General features: G+C 40.1%; 22 protein-coding genes. 8 read left to right on the top strand and 14 right to left on the bottom strand.

The window, feature by feature from the left end:
* Positions 1 to 6 precede the first annotated feature (6 nt).
* From cysI to PMAN_RS13740, 3 genes are all read left to right on the top strand, one after another.
* On the top strand, positions 7 to 1704 hold the full coding sequence (gene cysI / locus PMAN_RS13750; protein WP_010557646.1) for an assimilatory sulfite reductase (NADPH) hemoprotein subunit: 1698 nt from the start codon (positions 7 to 9) through the stop codon (positions 1702 to 1704).
* Positions 1705 to 1746: 42 nt separating this feature from the next.
* On the top strand, positions 1747 to 2487 hold the full coding sequence (locus tag PMAN_RS13745; protein WP_006791348.1) for a phosphoadenylyl-sulfate reductase: 741 nt from the start codon (positions 1747 to 1749) through the stop codon (positions 2485 to 2487).
* A gap of 138 nt (positions 2488 to 2625) precedes the next feature.
* The gene (locus PMAN_RS13740) at positions 2626 to 3168 is read left to right on the top strand and encodes a DUF4124 domain-containing protein (RefSeq protein ID WP_010557647.1); all 543 of its coding nucleotides are present in this window, start codon (positions 2626 to 2628) and stop codon (positions 3166 to 3168) included.
* Positions 3169 to 3171: 3 nt separating this feature from the next.
* On the opposite strand, the gene PMAN_RS13735 is transcribed toward PMAN_RS13740, so the two are convergent.
* From PMAN_RS13735 to PMAN_RS13720, 4 genes are all read right to left on the bottom strand, one after another.
* Complete coding sequence (locus PMAN_RS13735) at positions 3172 to 3417, bottom strand: hypothetical protein (RefSeq protein WP_010557648.1); 246 nt, start codon at positions 3415 to 3417, stop codon at positions 3172 to 3174.
* Positions 3418 to 3551: 134 nt separating this feature from the next.
* A complete protein-coding gene (gene acnA / locus PMAN_RS13730; protein WP_010557649.1) occupies positions 3552 to 6296 on the bottom strand; it encodes an aconitate hydratase AcnA in 2745 nt (914 codons plus the stop codon).
* A 200-nt stretch (positions 6297 to 6496) separates the two neighbouring features.
* The gene (locus tag PMAN_RS13725; RefSeq protein ID WP_010557650.1) at positions 6497 to 6925 is read right to left on the bottom strand and encodes a hypothetical protein; all 429 of its coding nucleotides are present in this window, start codon (positions 6923 to 6925) and stop codon (positions 6497 to 6499) included.
* Positions 6926 to 7019: 94 nt separating this feature from the next.
* Positions 7020 to 7403, bottom strand: a complete 384-nt coding sequence (locus tag PMAN_RS13720) for an RNA-binding S4 domain-containing protein (RefSeq protein WP_010557651.1) — start codon at positions 7401 to 7403, stop codon at positions 7020 to 7022.
* A gap of 228 nt (positions 7404 to 7631) precedes the next feature.
* Between PMAN_RS13720 and PMAN_RS13715 the strand changes: the two genes are divergently transcribed.
* Both PMAN_RS13715 and PMAN_RS13710 read left to right on the top strand, forming a co-directional pair.
* Positions 7632 to 7919: a hypothetical protein gene (locus PMAN_RS13715; protein WP_010557652.1), complete on the top strand. Its 288-nt coding sequence runs from the start codon at positions 7632 to 7634 to the stop codon at positions 7917 to 7919.
* 55 nt (positions 7920 to 7974) lie between these two features.
* A complete protein-coding gene (locus PMAN_RS13710; protein ID WP_010557653.1) occupies positions 7975 to 8640 on the top strand; it encodes a hypothetical protein in 666 nt (221 codons plus the stop codon).
* A gap of 1 nt (position 8641) precedes the next feature.
* Here PMAN_RS13710 and PMAN_RS13705 read toward each other — a convergent pair whose 3' ends face one another.
* From PMAN_RS13705 to glnA, 5 genes are all read right to left on the bottom strand, one after another.
* Complete coding sequence (locus PMAN_RS13705; RefSeq protein WP_006791339.1) at positions 8642 to 9100, bottom strand: cyclic nucleotide-binding domain-containing protein; 459 nt, start codon at positions 9098 to 9100, stop codon at positions 8642 to 8644.
* 26 nt (positions 9101 to 9126) lie between these two features.
* A complete protein-coding gene (gene ntrC, locus PMAN_RS13700) occupies positions 9127 to 10512 on the bottom strand; it encodes a nitrogen regulation protein NR(I) (RefSeq protein ID WP_008126997.1) in 1386 nt (461 codons plus the stop codon).
* A 14-nt stretch (positions 10513 to 10526) separates the two neighbouring features.
* Positions 10527 to 11597, bottom strand: coding sequence for a nitrogen regulation protein NR(II) (glnL, locus tag PMAN_RS13695; protein ID WP_008127000.1), 1071 nt, complete (start codon positions 11595 to 11597; stop codon positions 10527 to 10529).
* A gap of 83 nt (positions 11598 to 11680) precedes the next feature.
* The gene (locus PMAN_RS13690; RefSeq protein ID WP_277053767.1) at positions 11681 to 12202 is read right to left on the bottom strand and encodes a DUF4124 domain-containing protein; all 522 of its coding nucleotides are present in this window, start codon (positions 12200 to 12202) and stop codon (positions 11681 to 11683) included.
* Positions 12203 to 12316: 114 nt separating this feature from the next.
* Complete coding sequence (gene glnA, locus PMAN_RS13685) at positions 12317 to 13723, bottom strand: glutamate--ammonia ligase (RefSeq protein ID WP_006791335.1); 1407 nt, start codon at positions 13721 to 13723, stop codon at positions 12317 to 12319.
* A 506-nt stretch (positions 13724 to 14229) separates the two neighbouring features.
* Between glnA and typA the strand changes: the two genes are divergently transcribed.
* The gene (gene typA, locus PMAN_RS13680; protein WP_006791334.1) at positions 14230 to 16050 is read left to right on the top strand and encodes a translational GTPase TypA; all 1821 of its coding nucleotides are present in this window, start codon (positions 14230 to 14232) and stop codon (positions 16048 to 16050) included.
* 294 nt (positions 16051 to 16344) lie between these two features.
* Here typA and PMAN_RS13675 read toward each other — a convergent pair whose 3' ends face one another.
* From PMAN_RS13675 to PMAN_RS13660, 4 genes are all read right to left on the bottom strand, one after another.
* On the bottom strand, positions 16345 to 17073 hold the full coding sequence (locus PMAN_RS13675) for a CBM9 family sugar-binding protein (RefSeq protein WP_010557654.1): 729 nt from the start codon (positions 17071 to 17073) through the stop codon (positions 16345 to 16347).
* 72 nt (positions 17074 to 17145) lie between these two features.
* Positions 17146 to 17571, bottom strand: coding sequence for a BLUF domain-containing protein (locus PMAN_RS13670; protein WP_010557655.1), 426 nt, complete (start codon positions 17569 to 17571; stop codon positions 17146 to 17148).
* 88 nt (positions 17572 to 17659) lie between these two features.
* The gene (locus PMAN_RS13665) at positions 17660 to 18748 is read right to left on the bottom strand and encodes an MBL fold metallo-hydrolase (protein WP_010557656.1); all 1089 of its coding nucleotides are present in this window, start codon (positions 18746 to 18748) and stop codon (positions 17660 to 17662) included.
* A 142-nt stretch (positions 18749 to 18890) separates the two neighbouring features.
* The gene (locus PMAN_RS13660) at positions 18891 to 19544 is read right to left on the bottom strand and encodes a DUF2959 domain-containing protein (RefSeq protein WP_006791329.1); all 654 of its coding nucleotides are present in this window, start codon (positions 19542 to 19544) and stop codon (positions 18891 to 18893) included.
* 85 nt (positions 19545 to 19629) lie between these two features.
* On the opposite strand from PMAN_RS13660, the gene PMAN_RS13655 reads away from it, so the two are divergent.
* Both PMAN_RS13655 and dtd read left to right on the top strand, forming a co-directional pair.
* The gene (locus PMAN_RS13655; RefSeq protein WP_008127015.1) at positions 19630 to 20532 is read left to right on the top strand and encodes a virulence factor BrkB family protein; all 903 of its coding nucleotides are present in this window, start codon (positions 19630 to 19632) and stop codon (positions 20530 to 20532) included.
* Entirely contained in the window at positions 20533 to 20970 is a 438-nt protein-coding gene (dtd, locus tag PMAN_RS13650) for a D-aminoacyl-tRNA deacylase (RefSeq protein WP_010557658.1), read from the top strand.
* Here the strand turns inward: dtd and PMAN_RS13645 are convergent.
* Positions 20954 to 21679, bottom strand: coding sequence for a spermidine synthase (locus tag PMAN_RS13645; RefSeq protein ID WP_010557659.1), 726 nt, complete (start codon positions 21677 to 21679; stop codon positions 20954 to 20956). The two genes, dtd and PMAN_RS13645, sit on opposite strands and share 17 nt — an antisense overlap.
* Positions 21680 to 21725 lie beyond the last annotated feature (46 nt).

The following is a 21725-nucleotide window of genomic DNA, read 5'->3' as shown; positions in this document are numbered from 1 at the left end:
TTTAAAATGAGCGAACAAGATAAAAACGTAAAGCTTTCTGATAACGAGCGTTTGAAAAGAGAAAGTAACTTTTTACGAGGCACTATAGAGCAAGACTTAAAAGATGAAATTACCGGTGGTTTTACAGCCGATAACTTCCAACTTATACGTTTTCACGGTATGTATCAGCAAGATGATCGCGATATACGTCCTGAGCGCGCAAAGCAAAAATTAGAGCCGCTGCATAACGTAATGCTACGTGCGCGTATGCCTGGCGGTATTATTAAGCCAGAGCAGTGGTTAGCAATCGATAAGTTTGCTGATGATAAAACCAGTTACGGCAGCATTCGTTTAACTACGCGTCAAACGTTTCAGTTCCATGGTGTATTAAAGCCAAATATTAAAGGCATGCACCAAATGCTTAATAGCGTGGGCATTGACTCTATTGCTACCGCAGGTGATGTAAACCGTAATGTGCTATGTACGACTAACCCTGTTGAGTCAGAGTTACATCAAGAAGCGTATGAGTGGGCTGCAAAAATTTCAGAGCATTTATTACCAAAAACAAAAGCATACGCTGAAATTTGGTTAAACGGCGAAAAAGCAGAAACGACAGAAGAACCTATTTTAGGGTCTAACTATTTACCACGTAAGTTTAAAACAACCGTCACTATTCCGCCTAATAATGAAGTAGACGTTCATGCGAATGACTTGAACTTTGTTGCTATTGCTGAAGACGGCAAGCTTGTTGGCTTTAACGTACTTGTAGGTGGTGGCCTTGCTATGACCCACGGTGATACGGCTACGTATCCGCGTAAAGCTGACGACTTTGGTTTTATCGCGCTAGAAGACACCTTAAAAATTGCTGAGCACGTTGTATCAGTGCAGCGCGATTGGGGTAACCGCTCTAACCGTAAAAATGCAAAAACTAAATACACACTAGATCGTGTTGGGTCAGACGTATTTAAAGCAGAAGTAGAAAAACGCGCGGGTGTAAACTTTGCACCTAGCCGCCCATATGAATTTACTCATCGAGGCGACCGTATTGGTTGGGTAGAAGGCATTGATGGTAAGCACCACCTTACGCTATTTATTCAAAGCGGCCGTATTTTAGATTACCCAGATAAGCCACTTAAAACAGGGTGTCGTAAAATTGCAGAAGTGCACCAAGGTGACATGCGTATGACGGCAAACCAAAATTTAATTATTGCCGGTGTACCTGCAGATCAAAAAGCAGTGATTGAAGAAATTGCTCGTAACCATGGTTTGATTGACGACGGTGACACAGAGCAACGTAAAAACTCAATGGCGTGTGTGGCATTACCTACATGCCCGCTTGCAATGGCCGAAGCTGAGCGTTACTTACCAAGCTTAATTGAAAAAACTGAAGCTTTACTCGCTAAACACGGAATACCAGACGATAGCATTATTATGCGCGTTGTAGGTTGTCCTAATGGTTGTGGTCGCGCAATGCTTGCAGAAGCAGGGCTGGTAGGTAAAGGGCCTGGTAAATACAACGTTTACTTAGGCGGTAATTTAGAAGGTACACGCATTCCTAAATTGTACCTTGAAAACGTAGGTGAAGATGTTTACCTAGAGGCGTTTGATAAGCTAATTGGCCAGTGGGCAAGTGAGCGAAACGACGGTGAATGTTTTGGTGACTTTGTGATTCGCAAAGGCATTGTTGCTGAAGTAAAAGTATCAGTAACCGATTTTCACGCATAATTTGATACCAGCGCTTGGCGCTGGTGAGGCTTGGAATTTTCCATGAGTGAATTTAAAAATATATTACAGCTAGATAAACAAAGCCAAGCGGCTATGTTAGCTGATGCTAATGGTGTATTAGCAAATATGAGCGCAGAGCAACGTGTTGCGTGGGCGCTTGAAAATTTACCCGATACCGCGTTTCTATCGTCAAGCTTTGGGATTCAAGCTGCGGTGATGTTGCATTTAATGACAACCCAACGCCCAGACATTCCTGTTGTATTAACAGACACCGGTTATTTGTTCCCTGAGACGTACCAGTTTATTGAGCAAATGAGCGAGCGTTTGTCACTTAATTTAAAAGTGTACAAGGCGCAGCTGAGCCCAGCATGGCAAGAAGCTAAGTTTGGAAAGTTATGGGAGCAAGGTGAGGACGGTATTAAGCAATATAATCAGCTTAATAAAGTTGAGCCAATGACTCGCGCTTTAAAAGAAATTGAAGCGGGTACCTGGTTTAGTGGTTTACGTCGCGATCAATCTTCTACTCGTGCAGATAAGCAGTTTGTAGAAATAAGCCGTGGCACGGTAAAAGTGTACCCGATTATTGAATGGTCAAACCGCGATGTATATCAATACCTAACTAAGCACGATTTACCTTACCACCCATTATGGGAGCAAGGGTATGTGTCAATGGGCGATGTACACACTACGCGCAAACTAGAGCCGGGCATGACTGAAGAAGAAACCCGCTTTTTTGGTTTAAACCGTGAATGCGGTCTTCATATGGATGGTGATGGTATTTAGTACCTTAACGCTTTATTTAACCGCAATTAAACGCAGCTTAGGCTGCGTTTTTTATTATCTAAATTTAGATAATAAAATTGCCAGTGAGTGCTTTATTCACTAATATTATATTAAAGGAACAAACAAAGCAGGAACGCTATGAAATACTTTACCTATTTAGCAATATCAGTGATGGTGATTGCTGTCATATCATTATTTTATTTAAAAAAGCCAGACGGCCAAACTTGGCTTTCAGGTTCAACTATCAGCAAAGAAACCCAGCAAATTACAGAGCAAATGGTTGCGTTATCAACCAATACACTAAATCAAGCTGTAAAAGGCATTCACGAGGCTGGCGATAAAGTAACGAGTAGTATTTCAAGCGATAGCTCAACGGTTACGTCTTCAAGTACTATTTATAAGTGGCAAGATGAAACAGGCCAATGGCATTATTCAGATAGCCCTAACCCTCATGGTAAAAGCATAGAGTTAACCCTCAACCCTGAGGATATAACCGTGATTGGTGCGGAAGATACCTCTATTTTAAACTTAGAGTCTAGTACTAATGAGATGTCAGCTAATACGCAAACCCCTTCAATATTAAATCCTGAATCGATTAAAAAGCTGTTTGAAGATGCAGAAAACATCGAAAAAAAATTAGAAAAACGTAACAAAGAAATTAATAATTTAAGTGTACTTTAAGCGCTATTCATTTGTATGAGAGCGGGTATAACGTTTTTCAGCTTCCATTAGTAAAATGGTTAAATATATTTTGGTGGGTAGTGACAATAGTATACCCACAGCGATGCAAGCTGCGGATGCAATAATGCCGTTAATACCAAATTGCTCATTAAACCCATTAGATATGATAAGTGTATGGCCTGTAACTATAAGGCATAAGCCAAGTACAATAGATGTTTTAAGTACTCTAATAATAGTTACATGCGACATAATGCCTCCACTGGTTATGGTGCCAGTGTAATAGGCTATGTATTTTGTATATTGATACAGCGCAATAATAAGGCAGTTATAAAAAAGGCCTCATGGTTGTAACCATAAGGCCTATGAGTCATTCACTACGCAGCTTAGTTAAGCATGTTACGCAGTACATATTGTAAAATACCGCCATGCTTGTAGTAATCCCACTCTTTAGGCGTATCAATACGTACATCGGCTTTTACGCTTGTTTTTTTGCCTTCGGCATTGGTTGCTATCAGTGTAACCTCGTCGGTTTTATCGTACAGACCTTGGATATCAAACTCTTCTTGGCCAGTTAAACCATGCGACTCATAGCTTTCACCCTCTTTAAATTGTAATGGCAGTACACCCATCCCAATTAAGTTAGAGCGGTGAATACGTTCATAGCTTTGTGCAAAAACAGCTTTCACGCCTAGCAACAACGAACCTTTTGCAGCCCAATCGCGTGACGAGCCAGTACCATATTCTTTTCCGGCTAAAATAATAAGCGGTGTATCATTCTTTTGATATGCCATAGCCGCATCATAAATACTTTCTAAGCTATTGTCTGGTTGTGTGCGTGTTACACCGCCTTCTGTGCCCGGTGCTAACAAGTTTTTAAGTCGTACGTTAGCAAAGGTGCCGCGCATCATTACTTCATGGTTACCTCGGCGAGAGCCGTAAGAATTAAACTGTGCTTTTTCTACATTATGCTCTTGTAAGTAAAGACCAGCAGGAGCATCCGCTTTAATCGCGCCTGCAGGAGAGATGTGATCGGTTGTTACCGAGTCTCCTAGCTTGGCTAAACAGCGAGCCCTTTCAATGGTAGGAATACCCGGTGGCTCTACGGTCATGCCATCAAAAAATGGTGCTTTTTTAATATAGGTAGATGCGTCGTTCCAATCATACAACTTACCATCAGGTATTTGAATTTGTTGCCAGCGGCTATCGCCTTCATAAACATTGGCGTAGCTTGTTGCAAACATCTCTTTGGTAACCGTTTCTTTTACTAAGTCGCTAACCTCTTTCACACTTGGCCAAATGTTTTTAAGGTAAATATCGTTACCGTTTTCATCTTGTGCAAGGGGCTCGTTATAAACATCTATGTCTGTTCTACCTGCAATTGCGTAGGCAACAACCAAAGGAGGAGAAGCTAAAAAGTTCATTTTAACATCTTGGTGTATACGCCCTTCAAAATTTCGATTGCCCGATAAGATAGAGCTGACTACCAGCTTGTGTTTTTGAATCGCTTGTGAGATTTCATCAGCCAGCGGTCCTGAGTTGCCTATACACGTAGTACAACCGTAACCTACTAAATTAAAACCTAGGCTTTCTAAGTCGTCCATTAACCCCGCTTTTTCTAAGTAGTCGGTAACTACTTTTGATCCAGGCGCGAGTGATGTTTTAACCCAAGGTTTAACGTTAATACCTAGTTGTTTTGCCTTTTTAGCCACAAGGCCTGCGGCTAAAATAACACTTGGATTAGACGTGTTAGTACAGCTTGTTATAGCTGCAATAACGCATGCACCGTCGTTAAGTTCAAACTCTTGGCCTTTGTAGTTAACTTTTGCCGCTCCCATAAATTGTGCTTCGTTTACAGGTTCATCAGGGTTGGTTGTGGGGCCTTCGCTTTCGATACGCGATTGCTCGTCATCACTTTCATCTCGATGTGCTATACGCTCTTCTTGAAAACCTTTTAGGTGCTGAGAGATTTCCTCGCCGGCTTTGTTAAGCGCTATTCTATCTTGTGGGCGTTTTGGGCCTGCAAGGCTTGGTACAACATCATCGAGCTTTAGTTCTAGTGTGTCGGTATAGCGAGCTTCGTCGCCATCGTTACGCCACAAGCCTTGGTGTTTTGCATAATCTTCAATAAGCTTTAGTTGGTCTTCATCACGGTTGGTAAGACGTAAATAATTAATCGTTTCGTCATCAATTGGAAAAATACCACATGTAGCACCATATTCAGGTGCCATATTAGCAATGGTTGCTCTATCGGCAAGGGGGAGATCTGCAAGGCCATCGCCATAAAATTCTACAAATTTACCCACCACGCCGTGGTTACGCAAAATTTCAGTTACCGTGAGCACTAAATCAGTTGCTGTTGTGCCTTCTGGTAATCGGCCATTAAGCTTCATGCCAACTACCTGTGGAATCAGTAAGCTAATAGGTTGGCCAAGCATTGCAGCTTCAGCCTCAATGCCGCCTACACCCCAGCCAAGTACGCCTAAGCCATTAATCATGGTTGTGTGCGAGTCAGTACCAACCAGTGTATCGGGGTAGGCAAACTTTTTACCATTGCTATCTTCGTTAAAAATAACGCGAGCAAGGTATTCTAAATTAACTTGGTGAACAATGCCGGTTGCGGGTGGTACCACTTTTAAATTATCAAATGCCGTTTGGCCCCAGCGTAAAAATTCGTATCGTTCTTTGTTGCGGTCGTATTCAAGTTTCGCATTTAAATCAAAGGCACCATCATTTCCATAGCCGTCAACTTGTACTGAATGGTCTATTACTAACTCAGCAGGCGAAAGCGGATTTATTTTTGCAGGATCTCCGCCGAGCTTTTCCATTGCATCTCGCATTGCAGCTAAATCGACAATGGCAGGTACGCCAGTAAAATCTTGCATTACTACTCGTGCAGGGGTAAATGCAACTTCAGATGATGGTTTTGCTTTTGGGTCCCAATTTAATAGCGCATTAATGTCTTGTTCTTTGATGTTTTCGCCGTCTTCGTTGCGCAGCAAATTTTCTAGCAAGACTTTTAAGGAGAAGGGGAGTCGTTTTGCTTTGTCGCCAAGCCCTTTCAGAGAATGAATATTATATTGCTCACCATTAATTGTGAGCTCATGTTGGGTATCGAAACTATTTTTCATTATTTTGCCCCTTCTTAACTAATTAAATTTTTTGAAAAGTAACCTCTGTAATTACGCAGTTGCAAAGTGCATACCATGATAAATGGGTATTAAATAGCTGCTCTTATGAGCAGCTGTAACAGGAAGTAAGGTATTAAATTATGAGTTCAATAAACCATCTATGACAACGAAAAAGCACGTTGTTCAGCTCGCCTATTCAGTTAGTTTAGCCAGCCTTGTTGTTTCCCTTTTATACTTAAATAAATAAGCGCTAAGGCAATAAAAACTACCAGAAGTGGCATTACAACCGAGCTTATTCCTAGCAAGGCAATGCTATCAATTATAAAAAAGTTGTAGTATTGCTGTATAATTATCGCGCCGAGCGATAAAGCAAAAGTAGGTGTTGCAAGCGATTTCTTAGCAAGTAAAAAAATGCAGCCTAAAGCACCACCAAAAACGGCAACGGCGAAAGCAATGGTGGCCCATATTGGGGTGTTTGAATATGCAGCTTGTTGATCTAATGGTAGTTTACTGATCATATCTGGGCTTGTCATTATGTGCATAATGAATGCTATAACGCCCAATAAATTCCATATAAGAGCAGCCCAAGCGACAGGTTTAAACCAGTTTTTAGGTGTGTGAGATGACATGTGTAACCTTATTTTTTATTATTATTAACAAGGTTATTAAAGAGTAAAAAAGCCAACTATACAAGTTGGCTTTTTTATAATGCGATTTGTAAGCTTACCCAAATGAAATAGGACGACGCCCTGTTTTTTCATCTACCTTTGGCTTTTTAGTGCGCTTACGTTTACTTTTTGCTGGTTGGCTTTCAGGCGGTGTAATGTTTTGTTTCGGTTCAACCGGTGTTTGTTCACTTGGTCTTTGTGCTGGTGTTGCATCTTCACTCAGGGAGAGTTGAAAAAGCTCGCCATCAAATTCCAGTACATCACCACTGTATAATTTTTTCCGCTTTATTGTACAAATTTCATGGTTAACACCCACATAGCCTTCGGCGATTAGGTTTTTAGCTTGGCCGCCACCTTCAACTAAATTAAGTACTTTTAATAATTTACAGAGCTCTATCGGCTCTTCTTCTAGTTCGATTTCTATGTATTCTTCGTTCATTGTTACTCTCGGTGGAGGCTTGCATAGGCTTTAGTATAAAGGCATAGGGCCAATTATGCACCAAACCAAATCACTCAAATTTACGTATTAGTTATTTTTTAAAAAATGACTCACTTTAAAAAAACTGAAGTATTTATTAGTTAAGCTCCGGCGAGCCATGTTTGTAAGTGGCTTACTAATTGCTATAGCTGTGTCGAATTTAGAATACATAGAATCATGGAGTAAAAAATGGGCGTAAGATTAGCAATGAGAAAAGAGCTAATGGGCTTAAATCATTCAGACATGTTAACTGCCGATGACGTTAGGGAACACCTTAGTAATTCAATAAAAAAGCACGACCAAAAACCTGAACGCGGGTTTTCGGTTATTTCAAAATTTAACGATACACACAGCCAGTTACTCAGTGGCAACACTAACAAAAAAAGCGTTTTGGAATTTGAACGTCACCGCTTATTCAAAGAGGTGTTATATACGCGTAAAAGTGTAGATGCTTGGTTAGATAACCAAATAAATTAAGTTGCGATAAAGCAATACCTCTAATAGACTACAAGTGTAATCAATTGAGGTGACTATGAAAAAAGGACTTTTAATTTGTGTATTGGCATGTATGTTAGTTGCATGCCAACAACCCACCGTTTATGTTTTTAGTGAAAACTTGCAAGATGAACAACGTAATCAGCTCGATGCGGCGTTAAAAGCACAAATTCTTCCCTATGAATATGTAACGTTAGAAATTCCATCAGATTTTGGTGAAGCAACGTTGCTTTTATCAAGCGATAAAATTTATTCCAAAGAGACAGAACAACTTGCGTCCATAATGCAAGCGCTCGGGTATGAGCCACAAGTTAATTATACAAGTCGCTCAAACCATTTTTATGGTGATGGCAATATAGGTTTTTATTTAAAAAATACGGCTGCAAATGCTGCTTTTGTAATGCCTAAACAATTACGAACAACTCAATGCAGTGAAGATAAGTACAATGATTTAATCGTTACCTTTACCAAAGAATACGCTGATTTCACGTTACCCAGTGGCGCAGTTGTGAGGTTGGGTTGGGAGTTTTTATATGGTTACGTTGTCATTTATTACAAAAATTATTCGCAAACTTATCGTCACTCGCAGCCACTTATAAATACGCCCTTTGGCGATAAACCATCAGATACTTACACGTTTACAGCCCATGTTAATAATCCTAGCTGGCTCGATTGCTCATTGCAGGTTGTTTATATGGACTGAGCTAACCGTGATTTTCTATATAGTCACTGAGCTTAGTTATTCGTTCACTCATACCTTCAATAATACGGTCTTTAATTTTTTCTCGAATGACATTGGGTAACTGAGTGAGTGCTTCGGGAGTGATGGCAAGGACAATGGTGTCGGTTTTAGCGCGAGCACTTGTACTGCGCTCTCTGTTATTTATAAATGCGCCTTCACCTATAAATTCGCCAGGCTCTATTGTGCCCAGTTCAAGTAAGTGATTATGCTTAAATACTAAAAGTGCGCCGCTAAGTACAATATACAATCGTTTATCGTTATCGAACTGTTTAAACAAAAATTGGTGCTGGCCAACTAAATACAATAGGCCATATGATTCTAATAAAATTTGACGCTCGTTGAGCGTAAATTCCTTAAAAAAATGTAGCCTGTTAATTATTTCCATTTGTTTAAACAATGGAATGTGTTCGATTAATTTCATTCGATATCAAAATTTAATGCACATTGTTAGCTAATATTGCGCTCTTTTAATTTTCGGGTCAATGTATTGCGACCCCAGCCTATTTTTATGGCGGCATCTTGTTTGTGACCCGAACAATTAGCAAGTGCTGTTTTAATTAAGCGTGTTTCTAGTTGTGCCTGTATGTCTGGCCAAATATTTTCTTTACCTTGTTTTAGTTCATTATTAAGCCATTGCTGAAAAGCATCCAGCCAATCACCTTCCTCTTGTATTGGTGTTACTTCAATAATTTCAGGGGGCAAATCTTGCTCTGTAACAAGCTCGCCTGGTGCCATAACCGTTAACCAACGACAGGTGTTTTCAAGTTGGCGAACATTGCCTGGCCAGTTAAATAAACGAAGTTGCTCTGTGGCTTTAGGGCTCAATACTTTGCTTTCTACTTGCAGATCTTTAGCGCTCTTATGTAAAAAGTGTTGCGCTAAGCGCTCAATATCTTCGGTGCGTTCACGTAAAGCAGGTAAACGAAGGCGTACTACATTTAAGCGATGGAATAAATCGTCCCTAAACTTACCTTGTTTAACTAAGTCTTCTAAGTTTTGATGTGTTGCGGCAATAATACGTACATCAACTTTTATACTTTGATGACCACCAACACGGTAAAATTCTCCATCGGCAAGTACGCGAAGTAAGCGTGTTTGCACATCTAAAGGCATATCGCCAATTTCATCTAAAAATAAAGTGCCGCCATTGGCTTGTTCAAATCGACCTTTTCGCACGGTATCGGCACCGGTGAACGCGCCTTTTTCATGGCCAAACAGCTCAGACTCGACTAACTCTTTAGGTATTGCAGCCATATTAAGTGCAATAAATTGGTTTTCTTTGCGCGGGCTGTGATTGTGAAGTGCACTTGCAACTAGCTCTTTACCTGTGCCCGACTCACCATTAATCAAAACACTCATGCTAGATGCTGAAAGTTTACCTATTGCTCTAAAGACCTCTTGCATAGCGGGTGCTTCACCAATGATGTGAGCACTTTTAGGAGGCGTTTGCTTACGTTTGGTTTTTTTTGTGGAATTTGCTCTAAATGCGCTTTCAACAAGTGCAACGGCTTCATTTAAATCGAATGGTTTAGCTAAGTACTCAAATGCCCCTTTTTGAAAGGCGTTCACTGCCGAATCTAGGTCTGAGTGCGCAGTCATTATTATTACTGGCAAGCCAGGGTTTTGTTCTGCGATGAGTTCAAGTAGGGCCATGCCATCCATACCGGGCATTTTCACATCCGATACTAAAACAGTAGGTTGACTAAACTTCAATGCATTAAGTACATCTTGCGCGTTGGCAAAGCTTTCTACATTAAAACCAGAGCGTTCAAGTGCTTTTTCAAGTACAAAACGAATTGATGCATCATCATCTACAAGCCAAACTGTTTTCATGGCAACTCCAAACATTAATCTGCAAAGGGCAGATAGATATTAAATTCAGTATGTCCAGGCCAGCTATCACATTCAATATAGCCATCGTGCTGATCAATGAGCGTCTGTGCAATCGAGAGTCCAAGCCCTGAGCCACCTTCTTTGTTGGTGATCATAGGGTAGAACAAGGTTTCACGTATGCTGTGATCTATGCCTGGTCCGTTATCAGATATTTGGATCAACAAGGCTTTTTTAGGTGCCTTACCTGGACGACGGTGTTGATGATTAATACGCGTTTTTATTTTTATCTCACCACCCTCAGTAAGCGCCTGCTGAGCATTACGAACAATATTTAAAACCACTTGTTGTATTTTACTCTGATCAATAAACACATTAGGGATACTAGGATCGTAATCTTTTTTTAATTCGATATTTGAACAATTATCGAGTGTGCTTAACTTCACTACCGACTCTAACGCTTGGTGTATATTAACGTAAGATTTCTGTGGCAGTTGATTAGGCCCTAAAAGTCTATCTACTAGTTCACGTAATCTGTCTGCTTGCTCAATGATGAGCTCAGCGCATTGATTTCTTTCTTGCTGATCAACCTCATATTGCAATAATTGCGCCGCTCCGCGAATTCCACCTAAAGGATTTTTAATTTCGTGTGCCAAGCCTCTTATTAAGTTACGTGCTGCTTGGTATTGATGCATTTGATTTGAAGCTTGATCGTGCTTTATTTCATCGTCCGTTTGACGACATTCTAATAAAATATACGCAGTACCTTTAAAGTTAATTCGCCTTGAATTAACACTTACTTTGGCATGGCGAGAATCGCTAAAGACTACGTCAGCTCTGTGTTGTTGGCAATCAACGCCATCAATTAATGAAAACTGCGCGATGCGTTTTAAGTCAATTGAATGGTAATTAAAAAGGGTATCAAAGGGCTGTTCGAGTAAGCGTTTAGTGGCAAGCCCAAGTAACTCACTGGTACTGGTATTGGCATAAAAAACGGTAAAATTTTTATCGAGAAGCATAACTGCCGTTGTTTGATTTTGCCATATGGCATCAAGCAGTTCGGGGCTAAAATTTTTGTTATTAATCATGTTTGCACCATTTTAGTGCGCAGGTGTTTACAGGCCAGGTTTTATCTTAAATGAGCTGCTGCGCCTAAGTATTAAGTTTCGCTTTAATTGCTATGGATTTTGCCTTTTCTGCGCATATTAAATATACGTGGCTCGCTCACAGCGATAATTTGGTTTTTCTCGTTAAACAGTCTTAGTTGAAGCATATGTTCACCGGCTTCAACATCAGCAATTGCAAATACTGAGTTATTTATTGCAGGGCCGTTTGCTTCTCCATTAACAAGCAATTGAATGGTATAGCCTGCTTTAAAGCTCGGCATTACGCGGCTGGTGACGTATATTGTGCCGGTATTTTCATGAATGGTTTGATTGTGTTCAGGTGACGTAATGGCAATACCAAACCCTGTTTTTTTAGTATGGGATTGGCTGCTGAGAGTCGCTATATCTTTAGCGGGCATAGTTAAGCTTTGGCTAGAGAGTTTTACCTCTGTAGCACCTTTACGCGGTGTATCTGAAAACACTAAAACGCCGTTTTGATCTTTCCAAGCGTAAATTCTTTTTTCACCCGCATAACCATAATTACTTAATCCTAAAGTAATCATTAGCAATAAAATCTTACTATTCACACTGCTACCCTGCAATTTTTATGATTGCTTAACTTTAGTGGAGTTTGATTTAATTTACCATTAAAAAAGCCCGCTAAGCGGGCTTGAGAACACACATTCTTTTACAGTGTCAAATTAACAGCTGTAGTACATTTCGAACTCAACTGGGTGAGTTGTCATGTTAAGTTTTTCAACTTCTTGACCTTTAAGTGCAATGTAAGCATCGATTAGGTCGTCAGTGAAAACACCACCTTGAGTTAAGAACTCGCGGTCAGCACTTAATGCATCTAGTGCTTCACCAAGTGAAGATGCAACTTGTGGAATTTCTGCTGCTTCTTCTGCTGGTAAGTCGTATAAATCTTTATCCATTGCATCGCCAGGGTGGATCTTGTTTTTGATACCGTCAAGGCCAGCCATAAGCATTGCTGAGAAAGCAAGGTATGGGTTAGCTGTTGGATCTGGGAAGCGTACTTCGATACGACGACCTTTCGCAGATGGTACTACTGGGATACGGATTGAAGCAGAACGGTTACGTGCAGAGTATGCAAGCATTACAGGTGCTTCAAAGCCTGGTACTAAACGTTTGTACGAGTTAGTTGATGCGTTAGCAAATGCGTTAATAGCTTTAGCATGCTTGATAATACCGCCAATGTAATAAAGCGCTTCTTCAGAAAGACCGCCGTATTTATCGCCAGCAAACAAGTTAACACCGTCTTTAGCTAAAGACTGGTGACAGTGCATACCAGAACCGTTATCACCAACAATTGGCTTAGGCATGAATGTAGCTGTTTTTCCGTATAAATGAGCCATGTTATGAATAACATATTTCATTTCTTGGATTTCATCTGCTTTTAAAACCATGCTGTTAAAACGCGTAGCAATTTCGTTTTGGCCTGCTGTTGCTACTTCGTGGTGATGTGCTTCTACTACTTGACCTAGCTCTTCAAGTACTAAACAGGTAGCTGAACGCCAATCTTGTGAAGAATCAACAGGTGAACAAGGGAAGTAACCGCCTTTAACACCTGGACGGTGACCAGTGTTACCGCCTTCATAATCTTTATCTGAGTTCCATGCTGCTTCTACAGCGTCAACTTTGTACATTGAACCAGACATGTCTGATTTGTATTTAACATCGTCAAAAAGGAAGAACTCTGGCTCTGGGCCAAATAATACAGTATCAGCGATACCTGTAGAGCGCATGTAATCTTCAGCACGTTTAGCAACTGAACGCGGGTCGCGCTCGTAACCTTGAAGTGTAGAAGGCTCTACAACGTCACAACGTACGATTAATGTTGTTTCTTCAGTGAAAGGGTCAAGTTTTACTGATTCAGCAACAGGCATTAAAACCATATCTGATTCGTTTATGCCTTTCCAACCAGCAATTGAAGAACCGTCGAACATTTTACCGTCTTCGAAAAAATCTTCATCAACTTGGTGATGAGGAATAGATACATGTTGCTCTTTACCCTTTGTATCAGTAAAGCGTAAATCAATGAACTTAACGTCATTTTCTTTAATAAAATCTAAAACCGATTGTGACATGTGTCCTCCAACTATTGGGTTTTATTATTGCTGCATAATTGCTTTGGGATTTATTAAGCTGATTTTGTGCCATTTTTATAACTCTATGTTTATAGGTTAAAAAAACTTAGTTGCTACAATGTGGGGCATAAAATAGCACCACTATGGTGCAGTTAAATTCCACTTTGGTGCAGGCTATGTGCACTACAATTTGTTGTTAATTTAATCGCTCGAAATCAGCATAACCTAAATGTAAAAGAGTGCCAAAAATATCGTATAAATAGTGTAAACTGCATTTTTGAAAAAATAATGACAATTTATTTCATATAATTGTCATATATAAAACAGATACTTAGTAAAAGTATTGAGAAAGTTTTGAAAATTGTATTGGATAAACTTTCATCCATGTCATTAATGAGGGATAATATGCGCCCTTTTAAATCCTATGCTTGGACATCTCGTGAAAACGCAGATGAGTGCGTAGATCTTGCAGGATCATTGAGAATTTAATTTCTCTGAGTAAATATATGAGCATCGAACAGTTAAGAAATATAGCGATTATCGCGCACGTTGACCACGGTAAAACAACTCTGGTTGACAAACTACTTGAGCAATCAGGTACATTAGAAACACGCGGCGGTAACGAAGAGCGCGTGATGGACTCAAACGACATTGAGAAAGAACGTGGTATTACCATTTTAGCTAAAAACACAGCTATCTCTTGGAATGACTACCACATCAATATCGTAGATACCCCGGGACACGCCGATTTCGGTGGTGAAGTTGAACGCGTACTTTCGATGGCTGACTCAGTATTATTACTTGTTGATGCTCAAGAAGGTCCAATGCCACAAACGCGTTTCGTAACGCAAAAGGCATTCGCGCAAGGCTTAAAGCCAATCGTCGTTATCAATAAAATTGATAAGCCAGGTGCACGCCCAGATTGGGTTATGGATCAAATCTTTGATTTATTCGATAACCTTGGTGCAACTGATGAACAGTTAGACTTTAAAGTAATCTACGCATCAGCTATCAACGGCTGGGCGACATTAGATTTAGACGAGCCATCAGACAACATGGAACCTATGTTCAAGATGATCGTTGACGAAGTATCACCACCGGATGCAGATCCTGAAGGTGACTTCCAAATGCAAATCTCTCAGCTTGATTACAACTCGTACAAAGGTGTAATCGGTATTGGTCGTATTAAACGTGGTTCTGTTGCGACTAACCAACAAGTTACAGTTATTGGCGCTGACGGCACGACTCGAAACGGTAAAATTGGTTCAGTACAAAGCTACTTAGGCCTTGAGCGTATCGACACTGATAAAGCTTATGCTGGTAACATCGTTACTGTAACAGGTTTAGGCGAGCTTAAGATTTCTGATACCCTTTGTTGTCCTAACAACGTTGAAGCATTACCACCACTAAGTGTTGATGAGCCAACAGTTACAATGACGTTCTCTGTAAACAACTCACCGTTCTGTGGTAAAGAAGGTAAGTTTGTAACATCACGTAATATTCGTGAGCGTTTAGACAAAGAATTAGTACACAACGTAGCACTTCGTGTTGCAGATACTGACAACCCAGATAGCTTCCGCGTATCAGGTCGTGGTGAATTACACCTAGGCATCTTAATCGAGAACATGCGTCGTGAAGGTTACGAGCTTGCTGTATCTCGTCCAGAAGTAATCTTACGTACTGTTGATGGCGTGTTAGAAGAACCGTATGAAACACTAACTATTGACTGTGAAGAAGAGCACCAAGGTTCTATCATGGAGCAAATTGGTCTTCGTAAGGGTGAACTTACTGACATGGCACCAGATGGTAAAGGCCGTATGCGTATGGACTTTATGATCCCAAGCCGTGGCTTAATCGGTTTCCAAACTGAGTTCATGACACTTACTTCGGGTTCTGGTTTACTTTACCATACGTTCGATCACTACGGTCCGCACAAAGGTGGCGAGCTAGGTGTTCGTAAGAACGGCGTAATGATTGCAAACGCAACAGGTAAAGCACTTACTAACGCATTATTTAACTTACAAGAGCGCGGCCGTTTATTCATCGGTCACGGTGTTGAAGTTTATGAAGGTATGGTTATCGGTATTCATAGCCGTGATAACGACCTTACAGTTAACGCGCTTAAGGGTAAGCAACTTACTAACGTTCGTGCATCTGGTACAGATGAAGCACAAACATTGACACCACATCTGAACTATTCACTTGAGCAAGCGCTTGAGTTTATTGCTGATGATGAGTTAGTAGAAGTTACACCTGAGAACATTCGTATTCGTAAACGTCATTTAACTGAAAATGAGCGTAAACGTGCGGGTCGTGCTCCTAAGTAATAATCTATTAATTTAGAAAAATGATTTCAAAAGCCGCTGTATTGCAAAATACAGCGGCTTTTTTGTTTTTAAAGCAAGAGAAGCTTTCAGTTTTTAGTTATCAATATTGAGCTCTAAAAGCGCAGCGCCTCTTGTCCTCTTTGTGAAAAATATGCTTAAAAAATATTTGCTCAAAGAGAAGATAACGAGAAGTAAAAGAGCAAGCGCTAAAACAACTGATAGTTCAAAGCCTCTATTTTGTTGGTTGGTTTTTTTGTTGTGTTTCGCTGCGCCCAACCTATACGCTAACTTACATCACTTTTTTGGTAGTAAGGTGATTTTGCCAAATACATCTGCGTCTATAAATCCTCGGTTTCTGTCACCGTTAACTGGCTGTACTTCGTGTGACCCCATAAAGTGCTCGCGTGTTTCACTGCCATCGTTATCGCAATACGCGAGCATAAAGCCTATTACTTGTTTTGGCTTTAGGGTGAGCGGAGTGTTATTAGCCCCTTCTTTATAATCATTCGGGTAGAGTTTTATCGCAACTTCCCAAGTTATGTTATAGGGCGCAGTGGTATTGCGTTTCCAGTTGCTAACTAAGTGGTCGGTATACAAGTGCGCTTTTTTATCAGGGCCGTAATCGGCGGCTTGGTTATCAAGGCCAATATGGTACGCTAAAGCGGTGTGGTTAAATTGGTGAATCCCGCCCGATGCATCGCTATCTATAAATATTTCAAGGGCATCGTCATCCCAATATTTATAGGTAGGGTCTGGGTGTGTATCTATTAAAACATCATCTACAATATCGGCTTGTAGGTATAAGAATTTTTCATCCCACAACAAGCGATAGCGGCCTTTAAAATCGGCATCGTTTGAAGGCAATGTACCATCCATTAAATGTGGCATATCGTGCCAAGCAGCCTTATCCCATGCGCTTTCAGATACGCCGTCAATATTAATAGGGGTTGACGTATATTTAACGTCAGCAGCCATTACTTGGCTGCTGATCACTAAGCTCGTGGCTAACAGTACTTTTTTCATTAATTGTTCCATTAATTAAAGTTGGCTTAGCTTGGCTTAAGTTAACAATAAAAACAATAATATATGCGTATTTTAACTAATAGCACCTGTAATGCTGCCTTTTAACGCTAGCATTAATAAGTGAGCACTTTCGCCAGACATTTTAAATGGATTAAAATCAACAGAGCCTGAAAATTTCAGATTCAGTGATTCGGTTACTCTAGATTGTGGAACATAACCCATAGACCACTTTTCAAATTCTCTTTCTGGAATTTGGGTATAGTTAAGCATAATTACATTGTGGTGACGTTTGTCGTTTAATATTTGTTGATAGGTATTATTTACTGCGGTTCTGGAGCCTTCAAGGCACTGTAAAAAGTATTCGTTACTAAAGCAAAGCATGCCGGTAACATGTGTTTTTACATTATAGGTACGAGCACTTTGTAAAATACTTTCTATATCTTTTGGGCCAAAGCCGTCTGAAATTTTGCTTGCGTAAATTAGTCGTACTAGAAACATAATAACCCCACATTGCTTAGTTAATTAAAGATAGTTCAGCTAGAGGGTTATTACGAATTATGTTGATGTATTTCAGCTGGTGGGCAATTCAAAATTTAATACTTTCACCTTCATTTAAAATATAAAGCGGCACGGGTGATTTCATTGTTTCATGCATGTGTAATAAACGTAGTAAAGCCGAATGACTACTTCGGTCGCCCATTTTCCATGATGAGTTACCGTACCCCCACGGTATCATGACTTTACAGTTAAGCTCGTGTGCGGCCTTAAGAGCATCTTCTGGGGTTGTATGAACATAACGATACCACTTGGGATTATCTTCGCTGTAGTAAGAGGCTATCGGCATTAAGCACACATCAATATCGCCATACTTTTGCTGAATATCGCTAAAGTGTTTGGAGTAGCCGGTGTCGCCTGCAAAAAATAAGGTGCTGCCATTTTGTTCAAGTAGCCAGCCATTCCATAAGTCTTTATCGTTGTCTTCGTAAATAAAGGGTACTAATACACGGCTGCTAAAGTGATGCGCTGGTAGTGCATGAATGGTTAAATCATCAATTTTAGTTTTTGCATACCACGCCATTTCGCTAATATTAAGTCCTGCGTTTGGAAAGTTATCTGCCATGCCTAATGGCGCTAAGTAGCGAGGTTGATTACCTATTTCTTCTATGTCTGATTTATTAAAATGATCGTAATGAATATGCGAATACATAATGGCATCTAGGTTTTTAAGTTCGCTTTGAGTAAGCCAATCACCAGGTTGTCTATAAAACCCAGAGGCAAGCTTAAATGCTAAATCAACGGGTGAGTCAAACTGCTCTTTTACGGGGTCGAACACTACATGCTGTCCATTTGGTGTTTGGATCATAAAGCCAGCATGGCCTAACCAGCGTATATTAAAGCCAAGGTTTAGCTGTGGCTTTAATTGCTCAGCGTTAAATGTGCAATTTTCAGCAGTGGTTTCGCATATTACATTCGGGTGTTGTGGGTAGCAGTCAGCTTCACAAGTAACCGGATAGGTTTTATCGCCCGCATAAAGGTTGTGATAACGCCCTTCACGCTCACCTGATTCATGAATTGGCGTTATGCTGTCTTGCCCAGCAATTACATTTACAGTGTTTGCGCTGCAGGCGGCTAAAAAGCTTGAGGTAATAAGTAAGTACAGAGTATGTAATTTCATTTCGACTGTTGTTATTGTTTTAAAGAAGTTTAAGCTTATCAAAAGCTATTTATTAAACAATGTGTTAATCGTAACAAAAAATAATCACAAAAAAGCCCGTTAAAATTAACAGGCTTTTAGAGTTGTTATAAAAATAGCATTATTAGGCTTTGTTCATTTGCTCAATAAACTTATTTGAATCGGCGATTGACTTGTTCATGTCGTTCATCAGTATCTGAATGTCGCGTTTAAGGTTAGTAAATTCACCTTTTATAGCAGCAACTGCCTGTGCATTTAAATTATGCTTTAAGTACAAAACGTTATCTTTTAGTGATGATAGTACTGGTTCCATTTTACTTTCAGCACTGCGCATAGAACGAAGAAGCTGATCAAATTGGCGCTTAGTGGCATTAAGTTTTTTACTGCTTTCGCGTTTTAACGAAGCGCTTTTGTACTGTTCTAATTCATCGCTCCACTCGTCAAACAAGGCTTCAGCAACATCTTCTACTTTATTGATATTGGTAGTAACGTCGTCTGCGGCTTTAAGGCTTGATTCGTAATCGTCATTTAGTTGATTGTAAGCATCTTGGAGCTCACCACCATCAAAATTAATTAGTGTAGTTAAACGCTCAAGCGCTGACTGAAACTCTTCTTGAGATTCTTCTTGTGACTCTTTGGTTTCTTCTACGCGGTCAATAAGAATGTCACGTTTGTGAACACCTACTTTTTCCATTGCAGAATAGTAAGCTGATTGACACCCAGATAATGCTAACGTTAGGGCAAGTATTGATGCGCTTAACAGTGTTTGTTTTTTCATTTGATTCCCTATTTACGTGTAAGTGCTGTAAATTCCGGTGCTGATTGTTATGATAATCAAAACTCGATAAGCACAAGTCAATTGTATGAATGATAAGCTCTCCCATTACAAACAGCAAGTTAAGTCCTTTATGCGCCAGCAACCCGGTTGGTGGATGCAATATATTAATCGTTGTATAGACGATCAAATTACAGTCAATGCTGGTTACCTTGCTTACGTAACTCTGCTTTCATTAATACCGCTTATCGCTGTAGGGGTTGCAATATTTTCAGCGTTCCCGGGGTTTGAATCGACTCGTATGGAAATAGAAAGCTTTTTGTTTACTAACTTTGTGCCGACCTCTACGGATGTGATCAGAGAGCATATTAGCTCCTTTGCAGGCAATGCCAATCAAATGACTGCAGTGGGTATAGGTTTTTTAGCCGCTGTTGCCTTACTTTTAATACGTAATGTAGATGCAACACTTAATCGCATTTGGCGTATTAAGAAAAAGCGCCCAATGATGATTTCATTTGCAGTGTATTGGATGGTACTGAGTTTAGGGCCTGTATTACTGGGGGCAAGTATTGGTGTAACTTCATATATTGTGTCGTTAGTATCGTTTGCTGATCAAGGTATTCCAGGGTTTAGTGGATTTTTATTAAAATTACTTCCCTATGGAATTTCGATGATGGGCTTCATCATGCTTTATACCTTAGTGCCAAATACACGCGTATCGTTTAGAGCCGCTGTGCCAGGGGCATTGTTTGCTGCACTTTTATTTGAGCTAACAAAAAAAGGGTTTGCACTTTATATTAGCCACTTTCCTTCATATGAGGTTATTTACGGTGCGGTAGCAACAATTCCTATTTTATTTGTGTGGGTGTATTTAGCGTGGGTCGTTGTACTTTTGGGCGCCGAATTTACGGCGTGTATTAGCCCAAATGATATTGAGGATACCCCAGAAATAGAACTGGAAGAAGAACCTAAATCAAAGGATATAAGTTAAATGCAAGGGCTAATACAGCGCGTAAAACACGCAAAGGTAGAAGTTAACAACCAGGTAATTGGGCAAATAGAGCAAGGTATTTTACTTTTGTTAGGTGTTGAAAAGGCAGACGATAAAGGGGCAGCTGATAAGCTTTTACATAAAGTCAGTAATTACCGAATTTTTACCGACGAAAACGATAAAATGAATTTAAGTTTAAAAGACATGGGTGGTGAATTATTAGTTGTTTCGCAATTTACGTTAGCCGCAAATACTAAAAAAGGAATGCGTCCGAGCTTTTCATCGGCAGCGACCCCAAGCCAAGCTAACGCGCTTTACGAGTACTTTGTTGCTCAAGCTAAAGCGCAAGGTATTAGCGTTGCAACTGGTGAGTTTGGTGCTGATATGCAAGTGAGTTTATGCAACGATGGACCGGTTACGTTTAACTTATCTGTTTAGGGTGTTGTTTACTAATGACCACTATATGGTTAACGTAACCTGAAATTTTATGAGGGTATACTGTATAACCAAATACATCGAATAATAGCTTTTGGAGCTGTTTTAACTGTGAGTTATGTTGCGATAAAAAGTTAATAAATAGTTTGCCGGTAGTGTTAAGTGCAGCGTGAATTTTTTCATAAAATGCGTGCTCAAATAAAAATCGTGGCGCATCTATCTGGCAGAATAAATCTAATATAACCCAATCTATATTTCGCGCTGAAGTAAGTACCATCTGTGCATCATCGCATAGTAAATTTTCGTTACTGCTTGATGCAAAAAACTGCGAATAACATGCCAATATGCCTGCATTTTTTTCAACTGACGTTATATTTACTTGAGGGTGTTGCTTAAGTAAATAGTTACGAATAGCCCCACCGCCCAATCCAAGTTCAAGCACGTTGGTAGGTGGTGGCAGTGTTTGCCATTGCGCTGCTAAATATTGCAAATGAGGGAACAACAGAGTTCGTGGATTATCGACGTCGATAATGGATTGCAACGTGTTGTTTATTAATAGCCAGCGTAAATTACCATGTTCGCGAACTTGAATGTGATCGCCATTTACGTTTTGCCAATAAAGTAGCGTTCCTTTATTTTGGCTGTTTTCAATAAAATGACTGTTAATTAGGCCTGTTGAGGCATCAATGTATGTGGTCATGTTATTTAGCATAAACCAGCTTTAGTAAAGCGCAATGGGATCTGTCATTAATTTTTTA

It is taken from the genome of Pseudoalteromonas marina (assembly GCF_000238335.3).
Classification (GTDB): domain Bacteria; phylum Pseudomonadota; class Gammaproteobacteria; order Enterobacterales; family Alteromonadaceae; genus Pseudoalteromonas; species Pseudoalteromonas marina.
The sequence above is the reverse complement of the archived record's forward strand: the minus strand, read 5'-3'. Positions and strand labels throughout refer to the sequence as shown.

Coding starts and splice junctions, on each gene's coding strand:
- cysI (WP_010557646.1), top strand. CDS start 7: ATGAGCGAACAAGATAAAAACGTAAAGCTTTCTGATAACGAGCGTTTG.
- PMAN_RS13745 (WP_006791348.1), top strand. CDS start 1,747: ATGAGTGAATTTAAAAATATATTACAGCTAGATAAACAAAGCCAAGCG.
- PMAN_RS13740 (WP_010557647.1), top strand. CDS start 2,626: ATGAAATACTTTACCTATTTAGCAATATCAGTGATGGTGATTGCTGTC.
- PMAN_RS13735 (WP_010557648.1), bottom strand. CDS start 3,417: ATGTCGCATGTAACTATTATTAGAGTACTTAAAACATCTATTGTACTT.
- acnA (WP_010557649.1), bottom strand. CDS start 6,296: ATGAAAAATAGTTTCGATACCCAACATGAGCTCACAATTAATGGTGAG.
- PMAN_RS13725 (WP_010557650.1), bottom strand. CDS start 6,925: ATGTCATCTCACACACCTAAAAACTGGTTTAAACCTGTCGCTTGGGCT.
- PMAN_RS13720 (WP_010557651.1), bottom strand. CDS start 7,403: ATGAACGAAGAATACATAGAAATCGAACTAGAAGAAGAGCCGATAGAG.
- PMAN_RS13715 (WP_010557652.1), top strand. CDS start 7,632: ATGGGCGTAAGATTAGCAATGAGAAAAGAGCTAATGGGCTTAAATCAT.
- PMAN_RS13710 (WP_010557653.1), top strand. CDS start 7,975: ATGAAAAAAGGACTTTTAATTTGTGTATTGGCATGTATGTTAGTTGCA.
- PMAN_RS13705 (WP_006791339.1), bottom strand. CDS start 9,100: ATGAAATTAATCGAACACATTCCATTGTTTAAACAAATGGAAATAATT.
- ntrC (WP_008126997.1), bottom strand. CDS start 10,512: ATGAAAACAGTTTGGCTTGTAGATGATGATGCATCAATTCGTTTTGTA.
- glnL (WP_008127000.1), bottom strand. CDS start 11,597: ATGATTAATAACAAAAATTTTAGCCCCGAACTGCTTGATGCCATATGG.
- glnA (WP_006791335.1), bottom strand. CDS start 13,723: ATGTCACAATCGGTTTTAGATTTTATTAAAGAAAATGACGTTAAGTTC.
- typA (WP_006791334.1), top strand. CDS start 14,230: ATGAGCATCGAACAGTTAAGAAATATAGCGATTATCGCGCACGTTGAC.
- PMAN_RS13675 (WP_010557654.1), bottom strand. CDS start 17,073: ATGAAAAAAGTACTGTTAGCCACGAGCTTAGTGATCAGCAGCCAAGTA.
- PMAN_RS13670 (WP_010557655.1), bottom strand. CDS start 17,571: ATGTTTCTAGTACGACTAATTTACGCAAGCAAAATTTCAGACGGCTTT.
- PMAN_RS13665 (WP_010557656.1), bottom strand. CDS start 18,748: ATGAAATTACATACTCTGTACTTACTTATTACCTCAAGCTTTTTAGCC.
- PMAN_RS13660 (WP_006791329.1), bottom strand. CDS start 19,544: ATGAAAAAACAAACACTGTTAAGCGCATCAATACTTGCCCTAACGTTA.
- PMAN_RS13655 (WP_008127015.1), top strand. CDS start 19,630: ATGAATGATAAGCTCTCCCATTACAAACAGCAAGTTAAGTCCTTTATG.
- dtd (WP_010557658.1), top strand. CDS start 20,533: ATGCAAGGGCTAATACAGCGCGTAAAACACGCAAAGGTAGAAGTTAAC.
- PMAN_RS13645 (WP_010557659.1), bottom strand. CDS start 21,679: ATGCTAAATAACATGACCACATACATTGATGCCTCAACAGGCCTAATT.